We start from the raw sequence: 20,087 nt of genomic DNA, 5'->3' as shown, positions 1-20,087 counted from the left end.
CGACACCGTTGCCCGTTCCGGAGCCCAGGAGTCCTCACATGACCACCGACGCCCTCCTCACCCATGACACGGCGCACGCCGCAGAGCGGCTGGGGCGGGGGTCGGTCCGTGTCGAGGAACGCGACCTCTCCTACCAGGGGTTCGCCTACACCTGCCGCGTCGTGCACCCCGTCGCCGCGCTCACCGAACCGGTCCTGGTCCTCGGCGGGTCGGCCCAGGACCGCAACTCGTGGACGCGGCACGAGCGGTGGCTCGGCGCCGTCGCCCAGGTCATCACCGTCGACCTCCCCGGCTACGGCACCGCCGACTTCCTGCCCAGCCGCTACGGTGTGGACTTCCTCGCCGACGCCGCGCGCCACATGCTCGACGAACTCGGGGTGCGGCGCGTCAACCTGGTCGGCGCCTGCTACGGCGGGGCCGTGGGCGTGCGGCTGGCGCAGCACCACCCCTCCCTCATCGCCCGGTTGCTGCTGGTCGGCATGACCACCCATGTCACCGCCGAGTACACGGCCTCGATGAAGCGCTGGGCCGAGATGATCGAGCGCGGGGAGACCTCGGCGGTGGCGCGGGAACTGGCGGACGGGTTCGTCTCCCCGCTGGGCGCCGGGCGGGTCCGCCGCCACGCCGCGATGGCCCGCCTGGTCCACCAGCAGATCATCGGTCAGAGCCCCGAGCAGCGCCGCCGCTCCACCGAGCACAACACCCGGATGCTGCGTCACGAGTGGTTCCGCCCTGAGCCGGTGCCCGCCGTCCCCAGCCTGGTCGTGACGGGGGAGTACGACACGCTGACCACCCCGGCCATGGGACGTGAGGTGGCCCGGCAGCTCCCGCTCGCGCGGTTCCTGACCATCGAGGAGACCGACCACCTCGCGCCGATGGAGCGCATCGCCGACTTCGCCGATCTGCTGGTCCGCTTCTGCACCGACGCCTCCCTGGACGCCCTGCCGTACTGCGGGGCGGCAGAGACCTACGGCACCTCCCTCACCCGGCGCTGACGCGCCCGCCCCGGCCGGCGCCTGGACCCGTCCCGCCACCCGGCCGGGCCCACGGCGCGACGGGTCCGGCGGGGGCGCGGTCAGGGCCCGGCCGGCGGCACGGCGCAGTGCCGCAGCATCGCCTGGGCGATCCGGTCGGCCTGGCGGAACAGCGCCGCATCGGTCCCTGCCCGGGCCCCGATGGCCGTGTTCCACTCCAGCCCCTCCAGCGGGATGCCGAACGCGAACAGGTCGGCCGCCGGCCGCCCGGCACGGTCGCGCACCCGGAAGTCGGCGAGGTCGACGTCGAGGGCCCCCGTCGGCGGCCCCTCGCCCGCCGGGCCCGCCCGGTGCGGCCGCGCGGCGCCGGAGCGCACCAGCCCCGCCAGAAGCGGGTCCGCGGTGCGGGCGAGGTCGGCCGACGGCAGCCAGGCGTCCAGCAGCGCTCCGGTGCTCACCGTCCGGTCGGGCAGCGATGCCGTCCGCACGGTGAAGCAGCCCGTGCCCGCCTCCGCAGGGCCGGTGGACACCGCCGGACGCGCACCGAGGAACTCCACCACGCCGGCCTCCGCCAGCGCCAGCAGCTCCGCGGCCCGCGAGGCCGGCGGCCCGCTGGCCACATGCGCCCCGAACGACCGGAACTCCGCCAGCTCCGCGACCGACGCGGCGTCCAGCACGCCGGAGGCGGCGATGCGCCGCACCGGGGCCTTGACAGCGGCGATCGCGGCGGCGGCCGCCTTCCGGGGCGATCGCTGCGGCGTGAGCGCCGCTGCGAGGTCCTCCGCCAGCCAGTGACGCACCCAGGCGTTCAGAGCTTCCGCGTCGGGGAACGTCAGCCCGCCCAGGGGCCGATCGAGCCGGGCGGCGTCGAACCGGTTCCGCTCGGCGGGCACCGCCGCGGCGACCACGGCGTGCTCCGCGGCGGAGCCGGCCTCGGCGGCCGCGTAGGCGGCCAGGAACTCCTCCGGGGACTGGTCGAGTCCGTCGGGGGAGTGCGCCGCCAGCGTCCGGTACCAGGCGTAGCCGGCCTCCTTGAGGATCAGGGGCAGCACGTCCTCGCCGAAGGAGACGCTGCCGGGAGCGGCTGCCGTCAGCCGCGCCACCGCCGCCGCGTCCAGCACCGCCGGCCGGTGGGACGGCGGCGTGTCCGCGCCGACCCGGGCGCGTGCGAGGTACGGAACGCCGCGTCCGGAGGTGACGAGCAGTCGCGGCTCCCGCCCCGAGGGCAGGTAGCGGAGCCGGCCGTCCGGGCCGTCCCCGCTCCGGGCGGGCAGCGGTGTGAAGCGGCCGCCGCGCCCCTCGGTGAGCAGCGCCAACTGGTCGAAGAAGCCCATGGCCAGACCGCGAACCACGACCGTGCCCCCCGGGGCCAACGAGGTCGTGTCACGCTCCTGCGCGTGGCCCGAAGGCAGGCGGACGAGGCCGTGGCGTGCCGCGTGGGCATCGAGGGCCGCGTCGGCGGAGGTCGGCGCGCGGTCGGTGTGGCCGGTGGCGAGGACCACCGCGTCCGCGGTCAGCCCCGGCGCGTCGGCGAGGGTGATCCGGTGCCGGCCGTCGGGGGTTCGCGCCAGGCCGGTCGCCCGGGTGGGGTGGTGCACGACGCGCACCTCCGGCGGAGCGCCCGCCACCGTCGTGCGGTACGCCCACGAGAGGTAGCGCCCCATCAGCGCGCGCGCCGGGTAGGCGTGGGCGTCGAGCGGTGACCCGCGCCGCTGCGCCCACGCGCGCAGCGAGGGACCCGGGGCGGCCGGCCCGGTCAGCCGGGCGTCCGCGTCGGGGAAGGCCGTCGCGTGCCCGGCGAGGGTGTTCATCAGCAGCAGCGGCGACTGGTCCGGGTCCCACACCCGGCCCGCGCCCGGCGGGTGCGGATCGACGACGTGGATCTCGGCGCGCGCCCCGGGCACCGCGGCGAGGTGCGCGATCAGCCGCGCCACGACGGCCGAGCCGCGGGGCCCGGCCCCGATCACCGCCAGGACGGGCGGCTCGGCGTCGTGCGGGAGGTGCGTGGTCACGCCGCCGGGTCCTGCTCGGGCTCGTCCCAGATGTCGGCGAGGACCCGCATCAGGTTGCCGCCGAGGATCTTGCGCAGGTCGTCGGCGGTGTAGCCGCGCGCCGCCAGCACCTCGGTGATGCGGGGGAGGTCCGCGGGGGTACCCATGCCCACGGGGTGGATGCGCTCCAGGTCGAGATCGTCGTCGATGATCGGGATCTCCGGGTACAGCCGCCGGACCCGGGCCATCCCCTCCTTGCTGTACTTGCGTTCGTCGCCGACGTCGGTCCCGACGACGACGTGGTCGATGCCGGCGACCTCGACGAGGTGGTCGATGTTGTCGGCGAAGACCTCCGGGCCGACCGGGGCGCGCAGCCCGTCGGGGCTGAGGAAGCCCGCCTTGGCCGCGAGACCGAAGACCCCGCCGCGCGCGGCGAGTTCCCGGACCACCTCGTCGCTCTTGTTGCGCGGGCTGTCCACGAACCGGGTCAGTCCGGCGTGGGTGACGAGCACCGGCTTCGCCGACAGCTCGATGGTCTCCAGCGTGGAGCGCTCGCCGGTGTGGGAGAGGTCCAGGGCGACGCCGAGCCGGTTGCACTCGCGCACCAGGGAGCGGCCGAAGCGGCTGAGTCCGCCGTTGGCGGTCTCGCCCGAGCCGTCGCCGGCGAAGTTGCGGTTCTGGTAGGTCAGGCCGAGGAACCGCAGCCCCAGCTGGTGGAGCGCATCGAGGCGCCACAGCTCCTCCCCGACGGGCTTGCTGTCCTCGAACCCGACGAACCAGGCGACGGAGCCCTCCGCGTCGGCGCGGCGGACGTCGGCGAGGCCGCGCCCCTGGAAGACCCGTCCGCCGGTCTCGGCCACCCGCCGCTGCCAGCCCACGATGGCGGCGACCGCGGCGTCGTAGTCCCCCGAGATGACGGTGGCGTGGTTGAAGGCGGTGACGCCCGACGCGGCGAGCTTCGCCAGGTAGGTCTCGTCGGCCCAGGACAGCGGGGTGCAGTCCAGTGCGTTGAAGACCACGCTGTCGCGGTGCAGCGCGGCCGGGTCGGTGACGGGTGAGGGGGAGGCGGTGGTCACGGTGCGGCCTTTCGGGTCGGGTGGGCGGTGGGCGTGCAGCAGTGCGGTGTGGTGCGGGCTCAGCCGGAGCGCAGGCTTCGTCGCAGGCCGAGGCTGCGCTCGACGAACACGACGGCGACCACGGACAGCACCACCAGGCAGACGGAGAGCGCGGCGACCGCGGGGTCGCTCCGGTACTCCACGTACTGCAGGACGGCCACCGGGAGCGGCGTCACGTTCTGCCCGGAGACGAAGAGCGAGATGACGGTCTCGTCGAAGGACAGCAGGAAGGCGATGACCCCGCCGGAGACGACGCCCGGCAGGATCGTCGGCAGGATGATGCGGCGCGCCACCGTGAAGGTGTCGGCGCCCAGCGTGCGCGCGGCCTCCTCGGCGCGTGGATCGGCGCCGGCCAGTGAGGCGCACACCGTCCGCACGACGTAGGGGATGGTGATGCCGAGGTGGGCGAGGATCAGTCCGGTGTAGGTGTCCGTCAGCGGGATCGGCGCGAAGAGCACCAGCAGCGCCAGGCCCAGCACGATGTTGGGCACCAGCAGCGGCGAGAGGAACGCCGACTCCATCGCCTCGCGGCCGCGGAACGGCACCCGGGAGAGGGCGAGCGCCGCGGGGACGCCCGTCACCACCGCCAGCAGGGCGGTGATCGAGGCGGTGACGGCGCTGACCTGGATGGCGGAGCGGAAGTCGTCGTTGGCGAACACCTGCCGGTAGGCGTCGAGGGTGAAGCCCTCGGGCGGGAACCGCAGGAAGGTGGCGTCGTCGAAGGAGACCACCAGGACGACGATGATCGGCGCGAGCAGGAACAGGTACAGGACGACGAGCAGCGCGACCCAGGCCGCGCGCCCCGCGGGACCGGTCCTCATGACGCGGCACCCCTCTCTCCCAGGATCCGGCGCTCGACGAACCGCTGGAGCCGGGTGTAGACCACGATCACGAGGCCGAACAGCACCAGCAGCAGCATCGAGAGCACGGCGGCGACGGGCCAGTTCAGCGCCGTGATCGCCTCGTCGTAGATCTCGGTGGCCAGCACGAAGACGCGGCCGCCCCCGATCAGCCGGGGCGTGACGTAGCCGCTGAGGCTCAGGACGAAGACCAGGAGGCCGGCGGTGAGCACCCCCGGCAGCGTCAGCGGGAGCACCACCCGGCGCAGCACCGCGAGGCGCCCGGCGCCCAGCGAGGCCGCGGCCCGCTCCAGCTCCGGGTCGAGGCGGCCGAAGCCGCTGATCATCACCAGGATGGCGAACGGCATGTAGATCTCGGTGGAGGCGATGACGACGCCGGTGAGGTTGTTGGCCAGCTGGAGCGGGGTGTCGATGATCCCGACCGACTGGAGCGTCTTGTTGACCACTCCCTGGTTGCCGAGGATCGCCATCCAGCCGAAGGTGCGCGCCACCGAGGAGATCAGCAGGGGCGTGACCGCCAGGGCGATCAGCAGCCCGCGCCAGCGGGTCGTGGTCCGGGCCAGGAACAGCGCGAGCGGGTAGGACAGCAGCAGGGTGAAGACGGTGACCAGCGCACCGAGTTCGACGGTCTGCCAGATCACCCGCCAGTAGTGGCCGTCGGTCAGGACGTCGGCGAAGGTGCCGAGGGTGAGCGTCTGCCGGATGGCGCCGCCGGGGAGCGGTTCGTTGAACGCCATCCGCGCCACCCACACCAGCGGCATGGCGTAGGTGAGCAGCAGCGCCACCAGCCCCGGCAGCAGCAGCGCGGCCGCCGTCCGCCCGGGCGTCCACCGGCCCGGCGCCGGGCGCTCGGCGCCGGGGGCCGTCGTGCTCCCCGTGTCGGACCCCGTTTCGGTCCCCGGGGCAGCGGCGCTCACGCGGCCCCGCCCCGGGGGTCGCGGTCCCCGGCGGGCCCGCCGCCGTCGGCCGCCTCGGCGTCGCCGCCCGACCGGGGCGCGGCCGGCACCAGGCGGGCGGCGCCCTGCTGCCAGGAGACGCCGACCTCGGCACCGGGCGCCGACGGCCGGTGCGAGCCGCTCGGCAGCTCCACGTCCAGCTCCGGACCGGAGCCGCCGACCCGCACGCGGTAGGCGACGGTCTCCCCGGTGTACCCCGCGGTCAGCACGGTGCCCCGCGCGATGCCGCCGTCGGGGTCGTGCGCGTCGAGGACGACGCGGTGCGGGCGGAGCAGCACGGTGACCGGCTCCCCGGGGGCCGGGGACGCGCCCTGCGCGGTGATCCGGCCGATGCCGGGCACCTCGACCTCCGCCGCCGCGGCCTCGCCGGCGGAGGCGGCCGCGACCACCGTCGCGGGCAGCAGGTTGGCCCGGCCGACGAACTCGGCGGTGAACCGGGAGGCGGGACGCTCGTAGATCTCCTGGGGCGTGCCGAGCTGCTCCAGCCGACCCTCGTGGAGCACGGCGACCCGGTCCGCCATGGAGAGGGCCTCGTGCTGGTCGTGGGTGACGAAGACCGTGGTGATACCGGTCTCCTGCTGGATGCGGCGGATCTCCTCCCGCATCGTGGTCCGCAACTGGGCGTCCAGGTTGGACAGCGGTTCGTCGAGCAGCAGCACGGTGGGCCGCACCACCAGCGCGCGGGCGAGCGCCACGCGCTGCTGCTGGCCCCCGGACAGCTGGGAGACGCGGCGGCGCGCCAGGTGGTCCAGCCGCACCAGTTCCAGCGCCTCGGTGACGCGCCGCTCCCGCTCGGGACGCGGGACCTTCCGCATCTCGAGCCCGAAGGCGACGTTGCCGGCGACGTCCATGTGCGGGAAGAGGGCGTAGGACTGGAAGACGACACCCATGTCCCGGTGGTGGGCCGGGGTGCCGGTGACGTCCTTCCCGTCGACGAGCACGCTCCCCGCGGAGGGCGCCACCAGCCCGGCGATCATCCGCAGCGTGGTGGACTTGCCGCAGCCCGAGGGGCCGAGCACCGCCAGCATGGCGCCGCGCGGCACCGAGAGCGAGACGCCGCGGACGGCGGCGCCGTGGCGGCCCGGGTAGGTCTTGACCAGGTCGCGGAGGACCAGGTGGCCCTCGTCCGCCGCGGGGGCCCCTGCGGCCCCCGCCCCCGCCGCCGTGGGCGACGGGACGCCGGTGGTGGGGTCAGTCACCGATGACCTCCCGCTTGATGCGGTCGACCCACGCGGTGTAGCGCGTGGTGAGCCAGCTCCAGTCGACCGCGATCTGCTTGTCCTGCTGGGCCTCGGAGGCGGTGGTGCGCTCGGCGACCTCCGGGTCGAGTTCGGCGTTCTCGTTGACCGGGGCGTAGTAGGCGTCGTCGCCGAAGGCCTTCTGCGCCTCGGCGCTGATGGCGTAGTCGATGAACTTCTGCGCCGCGTCCGCGGCGGGGGAGTTGTTGACGAGGTTGATCGAGTTGATCTGCTGCACGGTCCCCTCCTCGGGCAGGACCGGGACCACCGTGCCGTCGGAGGAGTCCTGGTAGAACTGGCCGCGGGCGTTCCACCCCACCGCCACGTCCACCTCGCCGGACTGCACGGAGGTGTAGACGTCCGGCGAGGGCTGCCAGGTCTGCACCCCGGGCGCCAGCTCCCTGAGCCGTTCGATCGCCGGGTCGATGTCCTCCTGGTGGTCCACGCCGAGGATGTCCGAGAGCGCGATGAGCAGGGCGACCCCGCGGGTGTCGGCGATGGGCATCGCCAGCCGGCCCTCGAAGCGCTCGTCCCACAGGTCGTCCCAGCTGGTGGGCGCCTCCGCGACCCGGTCGCTGTTGTAGAGGATCGACAGGCTGTCCAGGGTGAGGCCCGGCCCGTACCCGTCCTGGAGGCGGGCGGCGTCGACCAGTTCCTCCAGGTTCGGGACCAGGGCGGGGTCGAGTTCCGCGAACAGCCCCTCCTCGTTGGCGGTCGGCGCCACCGAGCTGTCCATCAGGGCGATGTCCGCCACGGGGCGCTCCTTGCTGGCGCGCAGCTTGGCCAGCACCTCGGCGGAGTTCTGGATCGGCACGTACTCGATCTCGATGTCCGGGTTGGCATCCTCGAAGGGCTCGATGACCGTCTTGGTGAACGAGTCCTGGAAAGTGCCGAAGAAGCCCATGAACGTCACCGTCTGGCGGCCGGAGCCGTCCGCGGCGCCGCCGCCGGGCGCGGTGGCCGACCCGGCGCAGGAGGTGAGGAGGAGGGCGCCGGACAACAGGCCGGCGGAGACGGCGAGGGCTCGGGGGCGCAGGGGCATGGCGGGGGCTCCGGTTCGAGGCAGGGGGAGGAGGTCGGTCGGCGCGGTGGCCGCGGTGCGGGGCGGGGACGTCCGGCCGGCGGCCCGGTCGGCGCCGCGTCAGCGGGTGGCGTCGCGGGGCGCGTCGGGGCCGGACGTCCCGGTACAGCAGCCCCCGGGGCACGGCTCACCGGGCGGCGCCGGGGCACCGAGGGTCTGCATCAGGCGGTTGGCCCAGCCGAAGAGCGCGGCGCAGTGCACCAGGTCGAGCAGTTCCGCCCCGTCGAGTCCGGCTGCGCGCACCGCCGCCAGGTCCGCGCCGTCGGCGGTCGGGGCCGGGGCCGCCAGGCGCTCGGCGAAACGCGCGACCGCCTGCCGCCGCGGGTCGGCGTCCAGCGCGGCGGACCCGTGCGCGAGGAGCTGGTCGGTCAGCTGCTCGTCGCGGACCATCCGGGCGAACTTGCGGGCGTGGACCCCGGCGCAGTAGGCGCAGCCGTTGACCCGCGAGGCGACGAGGGTGACCAGCTCGCGGTCGGCCCGGGCCAGGCCGCCCCGGCCGTACATCAGCGCGTTGTAGAGGTGTGTGCGGTGGTCCAGGGCGACGGGGTCGTGGAGCAGCGTCCGGTAGTACGGGGAGTCGGTGGAGAGCGTGGCGTGCCGGTCGAGCACCGCGCGCTGCGCGGCGGAGAGCCGGTCGGCGTCCACCGCCTGCACCCAGGGGTGCCACACCAGGGGAGCGGTGGTGAAGGCGACGGGCGGCGCCGGGATCGGCCGGGCCGCGGCCTCCCGCTGCCCGCCGGAGGTCCAGCCGGCCAGGAGTTCGCGGCCGGCGGCCACGCGGACCTCGTAGGAGACGAACGCGACCAGCTGCGCGAGGGAGACGACGCCGGCGGTGTCCAGCCCGGCGGCCGCCAGGGCGTCGACTCCGTCGCGGCCCACCGTCGCGGGGGCGAGGGTGGCCGAACGGGTCCAGTCGCGCACCGCCTCGCGCAGCGCGGACCGGCCGGCGGGCGCGGGACCGCCCGCTGTGCCGGAGCCGAGCGCGCGGTAGCGGGCGACGAGATCGGGCCGGCCGGCCGACTCAGCGGCGTGGACGGCTGCCTCCGTCCGCAGCGCGTGGTCCAGCGGACCGGGGCCGGGCGGTCGCAGCAGTGCGTCGCGGGCCGCTTCGGCGTGCCCGAGGACTTCGGCTCGGTGGAGCGGGGCGGGTTCATCCATCGGGCTCTGCTCCTCTCGGCACGAGGAAGGTCGGACGCGGCGGCCGACACGGGAGGAAAGTGACGCTCGCAGCGGACCGGGGAGCGCCGCGGAGCGGATCGGGGCGGTGCGGCGGGGACGTCGTCGTCCTGTTGCCACCGGGGCGGATGCGGCGCCGCCGAGCGGTCCGATCACCATGCGGACTCGCTTTCGAGACGCGATTCCGGGAGAGAATCTAGCCCGGGTCCCGCAGCGCACGCAAAGGTCCGGCGTCATCGGACGGGGACGCTTCGTGTCCGTTACGCCGCTCATCCATGCAGGTCGGGGCGGTGCGACCTGATGCATCAAGGAGTAGTGGCTCCGCTTCCCCCGGCCCTGGACGGCGGTTGGCCCGTACTGCCTGATGCATCAGGCAGGCATGTGGGGGTACCGTCGTCGGGGCTCGTCACGCCGTGGCGGCTCGAAAAGACGCCCGAAACTGTCTCGACATACGAGAAGCGGTCCGAATTGTGAGACGAATGATGAGCTCCGTCCCGGCGTACCGCCGCCTCGCCGACGATCTGCGCTCCCGGATCGCCGCCGGGGAGTTCCCGCCCGGCAGCCCTCTCCCCTCCCGCGCCGAGCTCGCCACGGGCTACGGCGTGGGCTCCAACGTCGCTGCCGCCGCCGTGCGGCTGCTCGTGGCGGAAGGGCTGGCACAGGGGCGGGCCGGCCGGGGGGTGTTCGTGCGCGAGCCGCGGACCACCGCCACCATGGCGCGAGGCTGGTCCCCCGAACGCGTCGCCGGCCGCCTCGCCGTCGCCCCCGGCGACCCGCCCCACCGCGCCCCCGCAGACGGCTGCGCCGCCACCCGCGTCCTCGCGGGCGCCCCGGGGCTCACCGCCGCCCCGGCGCCCCTCGGCGGCGAGGCGTCCTCCCGGACGCTGCGCGGCACCCCGGACTCCGCCACCGAGGCCGCCACCGGCAGGGTCGCCGCCCGGCTGGCGCTGACCGCCGGTGAGCCCGTCATCCGCAGCGCGTACCTGCTGCACAGCGACGACCTCCCCGCGATGCTCTGCGTCAGCTGGGAGCCGCTCGGCATCACCGGCGGCACCCCGGTGAGCCTCCCGGGCGCCGGACCCGTCGCCGGCGGCAGCGTCGTCGCCCGGATGGCCTACATCGGCATCCGCGTCACCCGCGTCACCGAGACCGTCACCGCGCGGCCGGGCACCCCCGCCGAGATCGCCGCACTCGACCTCGCCGAGGGCGCCGTGGTCGCCGCGATCGAGCGGACCTACTACGCGGAGGACCGCCCCCTGGAGACGGCCGACCTGGTCGTCCCCGGCGAACGGTTCCGGCTCGGCTACGAGATCCCGGCCACGCCCGCCACGGACCTGCCCGCCACGGACCCGCCCTGACCGCGCGGTGCTCCCGGCTCCCGGCCGAAACTCGTCCTACGATCGGCCCATCCGCCGAACGGCGGCGCACTGAGGGAGGCACGCGGTGAGCGACAACCACACGTCCGGGGACCGGCCCGGCGAACCCGCCGCCGCGCCGCCCCCACCGCAGACCACCGAACCCCCGGTCCGGCTGCTGCGCCCGGACGCGCACCGACCGGGCCGCCTGCTGATGCAGATCCGCCGCACCGACGTCCCCTTCCTCCTCACCGCCGCGCTGGCCGAAGGAGTCGGCTCCAGCGAACTCGGTCTGGACCGGGGACGGCTCGGCAAGGGACGGCTGGCCGAGTTCCGCCGCGCGGGCGACCGCGTCGTTCTCGTGCTGACACCCAAGCACCACCGGGTCGCCGGCGCCGTGGCGGCTGCCACGGCGGGCGCGGAGTCGTTCGCCGACTCCGCGCTGTGGAGCGCGCCGGTGCTCCACCAGAGCCCCGACGGCCCGGTGGTGGACGCCACCGGCCTGGCCCTGCTGGACCTGCACGGCACGGCGGTGACGCTCGCCGCCCGCGGCCAGGGCGACCACGACCTGGAACGTGACGCCTCCCACCTGATACCGGAGCAGGTGACCGACGGCCCCCGGGGCACCCGCCTCGCCGCACGCCTCACCTTCCGCACCGCCCGGCCCGGTGACGCCGTGAGCCGGGTGGCGCCCCTGCCCGGCACCCTCAGCGTTGTCCAGCACCTCCACCTCGTCCCGCTGCCCGAGCCCCCGCTGGCCGCCCGCCGGCACCACCCGGCCTCCGGCGGGTACGGGATCGGCCACCACGACCACGGCGCCCCACCGGACCAGGGCACCCGCCTCACCCTCCAGCCCCGCTTCCGGGTCACGCTCGGCAGCGACGGGAAACCGAACCGACCGATCGTCTTCCTCGTCGACCCCGCGATCCCGGAACCCTGGCGGACGGCGGTCGTGGACGGCGGCAGCTGGTGGTCCGAAGCCTTCGAATCGGCGGGGCTTCCCGGCGCCTTCCGGGTCGAGGTCGCCCCCGACGGCACCGACCTGCACGACCTCGCCCACAACGTCGTGCTCTGGGTGCACCGGGACGGCCGGGGCTGGTCCCACGGCCAGGCCCTCACCGACCCCCGCACCGGCGAGATCCTCGCCGGCCGGGTGAGGCTCGGGTCGCAGCGCACCGAGCAGGTCACCGCGCTGGCCGAGGCGCTGCTCGCCCCCTACGGCCGCCCCGACGAAGCGACCCGGCTCGCCGCCGTGCGCGAGGCCGTCCTGCGGCGGATGCGGCGGCTCGCCGCGCACGAGATCGGCCACGCGCTCGGCTTCATGCACAACTTCGCCGACCGCGCGCACCCGCTGCCGTCCGTCATGGACTACCCGCACCCCGAGATCTCCCTCACCGAGGACGGCGTCCCCGACCTCTCCGACTCCTACCACCAGGGGCTCGGTCCCTGGGACCACTTCCTGGTCGCCCACGCCTACGGTCCCGACACGGCGGAGACCCCCACCACCGCCGGCTCGCTCGCCGCGCTGCGCCGCGACACCGCCCACCTGGCGAACCTCGCCGACGAGGACGCCCAGGGCCCCGGCGCCGCCCACGCCGACGGTTCCGTGTGGCTGCCCCACGAGCCGGACCCGTTCGCGGTGCTGCGCCGGACGCTGGCGGTGCGCCGCGCGGCACTGGCCGGGTTCACCCGCGGCGTGCTCCCACCCCACCGGCAGACCGGCGAGCTGGAATCCCGCGCCGCGGCGCTCCACCTGCTCCACCGGCACGCCCTGACCGCGGTCGCCCGGCAGGTCGGCGGCGTCCGCTACCGCTACGCGGCGGCCGGCGAGCCGCTCCCGGAGGAGGCGGGCGCCGAGACCGTCACCGCCGCCGACCAGTGGGCGGCGCTGCGGCGCTGCGCCGAACTGCTGGCCCCGCCCGAACTGGTGCTGCCCCACGCCGTCGAACGACTCCTCACCCCGCCGGCGATCCGCCACACCCGCAGTAGGGAGTACCTCGACACCCGGGCCGGGCGCGTCTTCGACCCGCTGTCGGCGGTCGAGGCGGCCGCCGCGCTGGTGGCGGAGGCGCTGCTGGAACCCGCGCGACTGGCCCGCACCGCCTGGCAGCACGCCACCGACCCCGCCCGCCCCGGCCCCGGCGAGGTCGTCGACGTCCTGCTCGACGCCTGCCGCCCCTCGGAGCCGGAGCCGGAGCCGGAGCCGGAGACCGAGGCGGGCGGCCGCCCGGCCACCGCCGGCCTCACCGCCGGCCAGGCCGCGCTGGCCCGGCGGACCGCCGAGTGGGTCGTGCTACGCCACCTCGCCGCGGCGATCGGCGGCGACGCGCTCGCTCCGGCGGTGCGCGCCCCGCTGGAGGACCGGCTGCACGACCTGGCCGACCGTCTCGACCCCCCGCCGGGTGCGCTCGGCCGGCCCACCGGGACGGCCACTTCTCACGGCGGGTCCGGCGACCGGGCGACCGGGCGCAGGATTCGGACGTTCCTCGCCGTACCCACCGCCGCCGGGCTCGGCGCACTGCCGCGCGTCCCGCCGGGCGCTCCACTCTGAGGCGGCGTCTCAGCCGCCCCCGTTCCGCCGGCCCAGCGTGCGGTGGCACCAACCGATGGCCACCGCGTTGACCAGCCCGGACGCCCTCACCGGCGCGACGAGGAAGAACGGCCCGTCCGGGAGCGGCAGCAGGAGGGCGGCAACGCTGAGCGGCGCTGTCGCCGGCACCGGCCAGATCCCCGCCAGCGAGGCGTCCTCGGTGTGGACCGCCCCGAGCAAGGCCGCGCCCACCAGCAGGACGAGGACCAGACCGAGGTAGGCGCGGGCGAACGGCGACGACAGGGCCGAGCGGAGCGTGTCGGTGATCGACTGCCGCCCGGGGCCGTCGGCCGGTGGTCGGTCCGGCAGATCGGGTGTGTCCACGGTGTGGGAGTCCTCTCGGAAGGGGGTGGCCGAGCGCATGGGTGAGGGGCAACTCTCGGGCGGTGGGCGGTGGGCGGTGGGCGGTGGGCGGTGGGCGGTGGGCGGTGGGCGGTGGGCGGGACCCGCGAGCCGCTCGGTGGCGGGACCGCCTCAGTCCCCATCCCCGGGCGGCCGGGGATGTGCCAGCCCGAGGTCGTAGGCGAGGATCGTCGCCTGGACGCGGTCGCGCAGCCCCAACTTCCGCAGCAGCGCGTTGATGTGCGACTTCACCGTGCCCACCGTGATCCCCAGCTGATCGGCGATCTCCGCGTTGTTCAGACCACAGGAGACGAGCGTCAGCACGTACCGCTCCCGCTCCGTCAACCGCGTGAGCGCACCGGCCGTCGGCCGCCCGCGGTCCGGCCCCGCCGCGTAGTGGGCGATCAGCCGGCGGGTGGCGGCGGGGGAGAGGACGCTTTCGCCCGCCGCCACCACCCGCACGCCGTCCAGCAGTTCGGCGGCCCGCACGTCCTTCAGCAGGAAGCCGGAGGCACCCGCGCGCAGCGCGTCGAAGACGTACGCGTCCAGGTCGAAGGTGGTCAGCACCAGCACCCGCGGCGGCTCCGGGCGGGAGGTGAGGATGCGGGTGGCAGTGATGCCGTCGAGCTCAGGCATCCGCACGTCCATCACCACCACGTCCGGACGCAGCTGTTCCGCCAACCTGACCGCGGCTGCGCCGTCGCCGGCCTCGCCCACCACCGTCAGGTCCTCCTCGGCGTCGATGACCGCCGCGAAACCCGCCCGCACCACACTCTGGTCGTCCACGACCATCACGGTCACCGACATCGGGGACCCCCCTTCTCCTCGGGGGCGCCGCCCCCGTGTCCGTCACAACCCGCCGGGCGTCCGTCGTCGGCCGCCTCCCCGATCCACCCGCTTCCCAGCGGAAGCACCAGCCGGGCGCCGCCCGGCGGCGCGGTGGAGAACGTACCCCGCAGCATCACGGCGGCCGCGGCCGGCTCCGCACACCGCTCCGGCGGCAGCTCCGGCAGCCCGTCCGCGTGCAGCGTCAACCGGTCGGGGCCGCGCTCCAGCCGCAGCGCCACCGGCTTGCGGCCCGCCGCTCCAGCAGCGACTCCGCCGCCCGGTAGCCGGCCAGGTCCACCGCCACCGGCAGCCCCCGCAACGCCGCGGCCTCCGCCCGGATCTAGGCGCTTCGGCCGGCGGCGCGGCTCTGCCGCACCCGCAGGTTCAGCGCACGCGGGGTCGGTTGCGGCCGCCGCTCGGCGTACGCGGTGGTCCCGCCCTGCCGGTCGAGCAGCACCCGCATCGCGCCGAGCGCCTCCCGGGCCCGCTCGGCCGTCTCGGCCAGCCGGCCGGCCTCCGCCTCGCGGACCATGCCGGTGGTCCTCGCCGACACCGTTTTCTCCAACCCGGCCGTGACCCGGCTGCGTTCGGCCCACGCGTCCCGCACCGCCTCCCCCGTCCACCCGGTGATCCGCTCTTCGTGCTCCCGTCGTGCCACCCGTTCTCGCTCCCCGTCCCGGCGGCCGGACCACCAGGCTGCAGCCACCGCCGCCGGCACCGCGGGCGCCACGACCGCGGTCGCCGCCTCCCACCCCGGCACATGGTCCGACCGTGCGGCGACCGCCCACCCGACCGCCGCGTGGACGGCGACCGCACCCGCCGGGGCCGCCCACGCAGGGTGCCGGGTCGCGGCGGTGGCGACCGCCGGCGCCACACCGCTCGCCACCGCGGGCGCCACCGGCGACCCGTCGTACCCGCCCGCCCAGGCCGCCGGCGGCCGCAGCGCCACGAGCGCCGGCACACCTGCCGGCGTGCGGTGCCCGGGCCGACCACAGCAGGACCACGGACCGGGCCGCCGCTACCAGCGCGAACACCAGCCCCGTCGAGACCTCCTCGCCACCACCGCTGCCCTCCGCCCGCGGCACCGTCATCGGCACGAGCGGGTTGAGCAGGACCAGCGCCGCGACCGGCGCCTGTGCCGCACGCCGCGCGGCCCCCCACCCGCAGGCCCCCGCGTACAGCACCGCGGTGAGCGCCAGGTCCAGCCCGTCCCGCTCGCCGAGGCCGTGGAGCGGCACCATCCGCAGCAGCTGCCACAGCGCCAGGGTGAGCGTGCAGAGCAGCGCCGTGCCGCTGTCCCGCGACAGCGCGTCCGCGTGGAGGGCCGGCGCCGTGCCCGCCGTCCCCAGCACGGCGGTGGCGCCCACCGGGAGTGCCCCGGAGACCAGCGCGAGCGACCCGCAGGTCGCCACCAGTGCCGGTACGGGCCGCTCGCGCCGCACCGTCAGTGCGCCCGCCACCACCAGCGCGGCCGGCGCCACGGCCGGCAGATGGGCCGGCCGTGTCCGGCACCTGGCCGCGCAGGAGCGGAACCCGGGGCCACACCAGGAACTGGGCGGCCGTCAGCAGGACCGGCAGCAACCGGTCGTCCGTTCGCGTCATGATGAAAGGGAGGCTATGGCCCGGCCCTGCCCGCCCGCCTCCCGCCCGCGGATGACCGTCGCCTGCAACCAGCGATGGAGACGCGCTCCGTACGGCGCGGCCGGCACACACCGCACAGGCCCTGCCCCGCCGGCGGGGGGCCGTTCCGGCCGGTTCGGGCCGATCGCCCACTGGCGGGGCGCTCCACGGGGCAGACTCCCGGGGGACGGCCGCGGGGACGGCCGTCGCCGTCCCCGCGCGGCGGGGGCGGACCGCAGGTCGAGGGGGCTGGGCCATGGACGTGCTCTGGACACTCGTCGTCGTCCTTGTCGGCGGCGCGCTGCTGGCCGTCGTCGTCAACGGGGTGGTGCGGGGCGAGCGGCGGGGGCTCCTCCGCCGCGGGCGCCGAGCGCGGCGCGGCCCGGACACCCCCGACGGCGACCCGGGAGGCGACCGCCGGGGATGAACCGCGCCCCGCCGGACGGCGGGCGTGCTCGGGAGGGGCGTCCGGCGCGGCGCCGCGGGACCCCGTGTCATGGCCGGAACGCGCGCCCGCGCCCTGTACGCCCCGACCACGGCGTGCCACCCTGCCGACGACGCGGCGGGCGCCGACCCCACCGCGCCGCCCCGCCGTTCCCGCTCGGCGCTGCTCCGTGACCCGCCCGGGGAGGACGAGGCGTCGTGGACACCGGAAAGGGGAAGCCGACCGGCCGGATGTGGCTCCGATCCGGGGTCGCCGGCATGGCCTCCTACCTCGACGCCGCCGCGATCGTCTCCACCGGCGCCGCGCTCGTGCTGTACAAGGACCCGCTCGGTCTCTCCGCCGCGGCCATCGGCGCCCTCTCCGCCGCCCTCACCCTGGCCATCGCCGTCGGGTCACTGCTCGGGGGGCGGCTCGGCGACCGCTTCGGCCGCCGCCGGGTGTTCGTCGCCACGGTCAGCATGCTCGCGACCGGTGCCGCGGTGCTCGCCGCGGCACCGAGCCGCGGCTGGCTGCTGCCCGGCGTCCTGCTGCTGGGGTTCGCGGCCGGGGCCGACCTGCCCGTCTCCATCTCGCTGATCGGCGAGGAGGCGCCGGCGGGGGCCCGGGGCAAGCTCATCGCGCTCTCTCAGCTGCTCTGGTACCTCGGCATGTGCGCCACCCAGCTGACCGGACTGCTGGTCGGCGGCCTCGGCGCCACCGGCGCCCGACTGCTCTACCTTCACGTCCTGCTGGTGGCCCTGCTGGTACTGGCCCTCCGGCTCCGGATGCCGGAGTCCCGCCAGTGGGCGTCCCAACGGCGGCTCGCCCGCGAGCTGGACGCCGGCGCGGCCGCGCGGGTGACGGCGGGCCGGCAACTGCTGCGGGCGCCGCACCGCCGCGCCGTGGCGTCGCTGGCCTGCTTCTACGTGCTCACCCTCGTGGCGGCCAACACCATGGGCCAGTTCACCACCTACCTGTACGTCGAGGTCGCCGGGACGACCGTGCAGGTAGCCTCCGGCATCAACCTGGCGATCCTGTTCTTCAGCCTCGCCATGGCGGCGCTCTTCATGCGGGTGGTCGACGGCCGCCACCGCATGCGCTGGTACACCCTGGGCGCGGTCGGGTTCGTGCTGTACTTCGCCTTGCCGGCCGTCCTCGGCGTCCACGTGTGGAGCCTGGCGCTGGCCAAGGTCATCGGGACCTTCGGCACGGCGCTCGCCTTCGAGGCGATCTTCAAGGTGTGGTCGCAGGAGGCGTTCCCGACCCTGCTGCGCTCCACCGCGCAGGGCGCCGTCATGGCGGTCGCCCGGGGCGCCGCCGCGGCCGCCGCGCTGTGGACCCCGACCCTGCTGGACACCACACCGCGCACCCTCTTCGTGGTGCTCGCCGCCGTGGTGGCCGTCGCGATGCTGCTCGGACCGTTCATCGAACGTCTTCCCAAACGCACGCTGAGTCTCGGCACCCCGGGCGGGCCCGCCGCCGACGGCGGCCTCCCGGCGGAGCCCCGGCCGGGCTGACGCTCCCCGCCCTGGGCGGGGAGCGTCACGCTCACCGCAGTTCGGTGGCGGCCTCCCCGGTCCGCGTCACCACGCCGACCACCTCGGCCTCCGCATCCGGCGCCGCCGGGACGGCCAGGGTGCGCCCGTCCGCCGCGCCGTCCACGTCCCCTCGGACCGTCAGCTCACCGACACCGGGACTGGCCGCGGCGATCAGGTACCAGCCGTCGTCGGGGGACTCCCAGAGGGCCGAGGCGGTGAAGTGGTGCTCCCGCAGCGTGCAGTCCGCGCCCCCCTCGGCGCGGGCGGTGATCACCCCGGCCTCACCGAACTCGCGGGCGCCGCCGTCGTCCGCCGCCGGCTCCCCGTCGGGCGGCAACTGCAGCTGGGTGACGGTACGAACGCCCTCGCCGCGCCAGGTCTCCGCCCGGGTGCAGACCCAGCTGGCCCGGCCACCGCCGTCGGGCAGCTCCTGGGTGGCGAACTCCCAGCTGTTGACCAGGCGGACCCCGCTCCCCGCCAGGTCGGGGAGGTGGCAGGCGGTGCGGGCCAGCCGGTCGGCGGCCTCGCCGCGCAGCGGATGGCCGTGGCCCACGCCGGGGGCCGCGTCGGTCACCGCCGCCGGGACCAGCTCACCCATGTCGACCAGCACACCGGTCGGCAGCCCCGGCGGCGTCGTCAGCTCCAGCAGCGGGGAGTCGACGCACTCCGCGGACCCGACCCCCGTCGGGACCGGCCCGGTCACGCCGTCCTCCCCGAGGGCCACCCGGGCGGGGTCCGCCCCGGGCGCCAGCAGGTCGTGGACGTCGGCCCGCTCGACCCACGGCGCCGTCAGGTAGCGCACGCCGTCCGTCCCCCGGTGCAGAACGACCGCCGGATGCCCGCCGCTCGCACCGTCCACCCGGGCCAGTTCCAGCGTCGAGCCGGTGACGGGGGCGTCGCGCCCGCCGCCGGAGCGGCCGGCCCGCTCGCCGTCCGCCCCGGCGGCCTCCCCTGCCGGGCCCGCCGCGGGCTCGGCGAAGCGCGCCAGCCGGAGGCCGTCGTGCAGCAGCACCACCGAGCGTTCCGCAACCCGGCCCGCGTACAGCAGCCGCGGCGCGGCGGGCGGCGGGCCCGTCGCCGTGCCCGGCGTGACCGTGACCGCGACGGCCGGATCGGCGGTGGACCACGCGGCGAGCGCCCGACCGAGCAGTTCCTCGTCGTCCACGGCGGACCCGCGCGGCTCCCAGGCGGAGAAGTCCACCCGGCTCGCATCCCGCCACGCGCCCTCGCGGACCCGCTCCAGCTGCTCCGGGTCGGCACTGGCGACCAGCGCGGGATTGAGGGGAGCCGTCTCCCCGGACCGCGCGTCGTCAACGGCGCCCGCCCCCTCGGGGGCCTCCCCGCCACCGGTGGTGGTCACCAGGCCGGCCCCGAGCAGCAGCGCCGCAGCCGCGGCCGTGCCCGTCCGGCGGTACTGGCGGCGGCGCAGCAGGTCCCCCGGGCGCGCACGGAGCGCGCAGGGGTCCTCCAACGCCGGCCGGTCGCCGCCGGGGAGCGCGGCCGCGGCGCTCACCGCGGCCCGGGCCTCCTGCGGACGCACCCGGGCGGCGGTGAGCAGGCTCTCCGCCTCGTCGGCCGCGAGGTGCTCCAGCCGCGTCAGGGCGAACGCGGCACGGACGGCGGGGGTGGACGCCAGCAGGGCCTGCTCCATCGCGAGGGCCTCGGCACCCCCGGGCAGCGGCGAGAGCCGCAGGCCGAGCACCTGGGGGAGGAGCCGTGGGCCGCGGCCGAGGCGGCGCAGCGTCCCGGCCGGCCCCCGGCGGCCGCCCGCCGACCGGCGCGCCACCGCCAGGGCGGAGGTCACCAGGCGCTCGCGCAGGCAGCCGTACCCCGGGTCGGCCTCGGCGAGCGCGGCGCAGTCCCGGCCGTCGGGGTCGTCCGGGGCGGACGGCGCGCGGGGGTGTCGCACGAGCGCGGGCGCGCACCGGGAGGCGAGGTGATGCGCCCGCCGCGTGCGGTGCGGGCGGGGGCCTCCGTCAACACGACGGCGTGAAGTAAC

At 76.3% G+C, this 20,087-nt stretch carries 16 protein-coding genes; 5 read left to right on the top strand and 11 right to left on the bottom strand.

All coding sequences use genetic code 11. From position 1 onward, the window contains the following. Positions 1 to 38 precede the first annotated feature (38 nt). Complete coding sequence (locus HCN56_RS01740) at positions 39 to 995, top strand: alpha/beta fold hydrolase (RefSeq protein ID WP_167967630.1); 957 nt, start codon at positions 39 to 41, stop codon at positions 993 to 995. An 80-nt stretch (positions 996 to 1,075) separates the two neighbouring features. Here the strand turns inward: HCN56_RS01740 and HCN56_RS01735 are convergent, their stop codons facing one another. The 7 genes from HCN56_RS01735 to HCN56_RS01705 all read right to left on the bottom strand — a co-directional run bounded on the left by HCN56_RS01735 (position 1,076) and on the right by HCN56_RS01705 (position 9,373). After that, complete coding sequence (locus HCN56_RS01735) at positions 1,076 to 2,986, bottom strand: FAD/NAD(P)-binding protein (protein WP_167967629.1); 1,911 nt, start codon at positions 2,984 to 2,986, stop codon at positions 1,076 to 1,078. Then, positions 2,983 to 4,041 (bottom strand): dipeptidase, encoded by a 1,059-nt coding sequence (locus tag HCN56_RS01730; RefSeq protein WP_167967628.1) that lies wholly within the window; start codon positions 4,039 to 4,041, stop codon positions 2,983 to 2,985. The genes HCN56_RS01735 and HCN56_RS01730 overlap by 4 nt, the downstream gene beginning before the upstream one ends. 59 nt (positions 4,042 to 4,100) lie before the next feature. Then, positions 4,101 to 4,901 carry an ABC transporter permease gene (locus HCN56_RS01725; protein ID WP_167967627.1) on the bottom strand — a complete coding sequence of 267 codons (801 nt, stop codon included), beginning with the start codon at positions 4,899 to 4,901 and terminating at the stop codon, positions 4,101 to 4,103. Then, a complete protein-coding gene (locus tag HCN56_RS01720; protein ID WP_312870999.1) occupies positions 4,898 to 5,857 on the bottom strand; it encodes an ABC transporter permease in 960 nt (319 codons plus the stop codon). The genes HCN56_RS01725 and HCN56_RS01720 overlap by 4 nt, the downstream gene beginning before the upstream one ends. Further along, positions 5,854 to 7,095, bottom strand: a complete 1,242-nt coding sequence (locus HCN56_RS01715; protein WP_167967626.1) for an ABC transporter ATP-binding protein — start codon at positions 7,093 to 7,095, stop codon at positions 5,854 to 5,856. Before HCN56_RS01715 ends, HCN56_RS01720 begins: the two co-directional genes overlap by 4 nt. Beyond that, on the bottom strand, positions 7,088 to 8,176 hold the full coding sequence (locus HCN56_RS01710; RefSeq protein ID WP_167967625.1) for an ABC transporter substrate-binding protein: 1,089 nt from the start codon (positions 8,174 to 8,176) through the stop codon (positions 7,088 to 7,090). Before HCN56_RS01710 ends, HCN56_RS01715 begins: the two co-directional genes overlap by 8 nt. A 99-nt stretch (positions 8,177 to 8,275) precedes the next feature. After that, a complete protein-coding gene (locus HCN56_RS01705) occupies positions 8,276 to 9,373 on the bottom strand; it encodes a peroxidase-related enzyme (protein WP_167967624.1) in 1,098 nt (365 codons plus the stop codon). 497 nt (positions 9,374 to 9,870) lie between these two features. Here HCN56_RS01705 and HCN56_RS01700 point away from each other — a divergent pair, with 497 nt between their 5' ends. Next, positions 9,871 to 10,749, top strand: coding sequence for a GntR family transcriptional regulator (locus tag HCN56_RS01700; protein WP_167967623.1), 879 nt, complete (start codon positions 9,871 to 9,873; stop codon positions 10,747 to 10,749). Between the two features lie 85 nt (positions 10,750 to 10,834). Next, positions 10,835 to 13,297, top strand: coding sequence for a zinc-dependent metalloprotease (locus tag HCN56_RS01695; RefSeq protein WP_312870998.1), 2,463 nt, complete (start codon positions 10,835 to 10,837; stop codon positions 13,295 to 13,297). Positions 13,298 to 13,306: 9 nt separating this feature from the next. Here HCN56_RS01695 and HCN56_RS01690 read toward each other — a convergent pair whose 3' ends face one another. From HCN56_RS01690 to HCN56_RS01680, 3 genes are all read right to left on the bottom strand, one after another. Then, the gene (locus tag HCN56_RS01690) at positions 13,307 to 13,660 is read right to left on the bottom strand and encodes an SCO4225 family membrane protein (protein WP_167967622.1); all 354 of its coding nucleotides are present in this window, start codon (positions 13,658 to 13,660) and stop codon (positions 13,307 to 13,309) included. A 150-nt stretch (positions 13,661 to 13,810) separates the two neighbouring features. Beyond that, on the bottom strand, positions 13,811 to 14,485 hold the full coding sequence (locus HCN56_RS01685) for a response regulator (protein ID WP_167967621.1): 675 nt from the start codon (positions 14,483 to 14,485) through the stop codon (positions 13,811 to 13,813). Positions 14,486 to 14,846: 361 nt separating this feature from the next. After that, a complete protein-coding gene (locus tag HCN56_RS01680) occupies positions 14,847 to 15,467 on the bottom strand; it encodes a hypothetical protein (RefSeq protein WP_167967620.1) in 621 nt (206 codons plus the stop codon). A gap of 915 nt (positions 15,468 to 16,382) precedes the next feature. On the opposite strand from HCN56_RS01680, the gene HCN56_RS01675 reads away from it, so the two are divergent. Further along, positions 16,383 to 16,553, top strand: a complete 171-nt coding sequence (locus HCN56_RS01675; RefSeq protein WP_167967619.1) for a hypothetical protein — start codon at positions 16,383 to 16,385, stop codon at positions 16,551 to 16,553. Between the two features lie 215 nt (positions 16,554 to 16,768). Beyond that, the gene (locus HCN56_RS01670; RefSeq protein ID WP_167967618.1) at positions 16,769 to 18,067 is read left to right on the top strand and encodes an MFS transporter; all 1,299 of its coding nucleotides are present in this window, start codon (positions 16,769 to 16,771) and stop codon (positions 18,065 to 18,067) included. A gap of 31 nt (positions 18,068 to 18,098) precedes the next feature. Here HCN56_RS01670 and HCN56_RS26885 read toward each other — a convergent pair whose 3' ends face one another. After that, the gene (locus HCN56_RS26885) at positions 18,099 to 19,997 is read right to left on the bottom strand and encodes a hypothetical protein (protein ID WP_167967617.1); all 1,899 of its coding nucleotides are present in this window, start codon (positions 19,995 to 19,997) and stop codon (positions 18,099 to 18,101) included. Between the last annotated feature and the right edge of the window lie 90 nt (positions 19,998 to 20,087).

The organism is Streptomyces lonarensis (assembly GCF_012033735.1).
Lineage (GTDB): Bacteria > Actinomycetota > Actinomycetes > Streptomycetales > Streptomycetaceae > Streptomyces > Streptomyces lonarensis.
Note: the sequence above shows the minus strand (reverse complement) of the source record. Positions and strands in the feature narration are given on the sequence as shown.

Coding starts and splice junctions, on each gene's coding strand:
- HCN56_RS01740 (WP_167967630.1), top strand. CDS start 39: ATGACCACCGACGCCCTCCTCACCCATGACACGGCGCACGCCGCAGAG.
- HCN56_RS01725 (WP_167967627.1), bottom strand. CDS start 4,901: ATGAGGACCGGTCCCGCGGGGCGCGCGGCCTGGGTCGCGCTGCTCGTC.
- HCN56_RS01710 (WP_167967625.1), bottom strand. CDS start 8,176: ATGCCCCTGCGCCCCCGAGCCCTCGCCGTCTCCGCCGGCCTGTTGTCC.
- HCN56_RS01705 (WP_167967624.1), bottom strand. CDS start 9,373: ATGGATGAACCCGCCCCGCTCCACCGAGCCGAAGTCCTCGGGCACGCC.
- HCN56_RS01700 (WP_167967623.1), top strand. CDS start 9,871: ATGATGAGCTCCGTCCCGGCGTACCGCCGCCTCGCCGACGATCTGCGC.
- HCN56_RS01685 (WP_167967621.1), bottom strand. CDS start 14,485: ATGTCGGTGACCGTGATGGTCGTGGACGACCAGAGTGTGGTGCGGGCG.
- HCN56_RS01675 (WP_167967619.1), top strand. CDS start 16,383: ATGGACGTGCTCTGGACACTCGTCGTCGTCCTTGTCGGCGGCGCGCTG.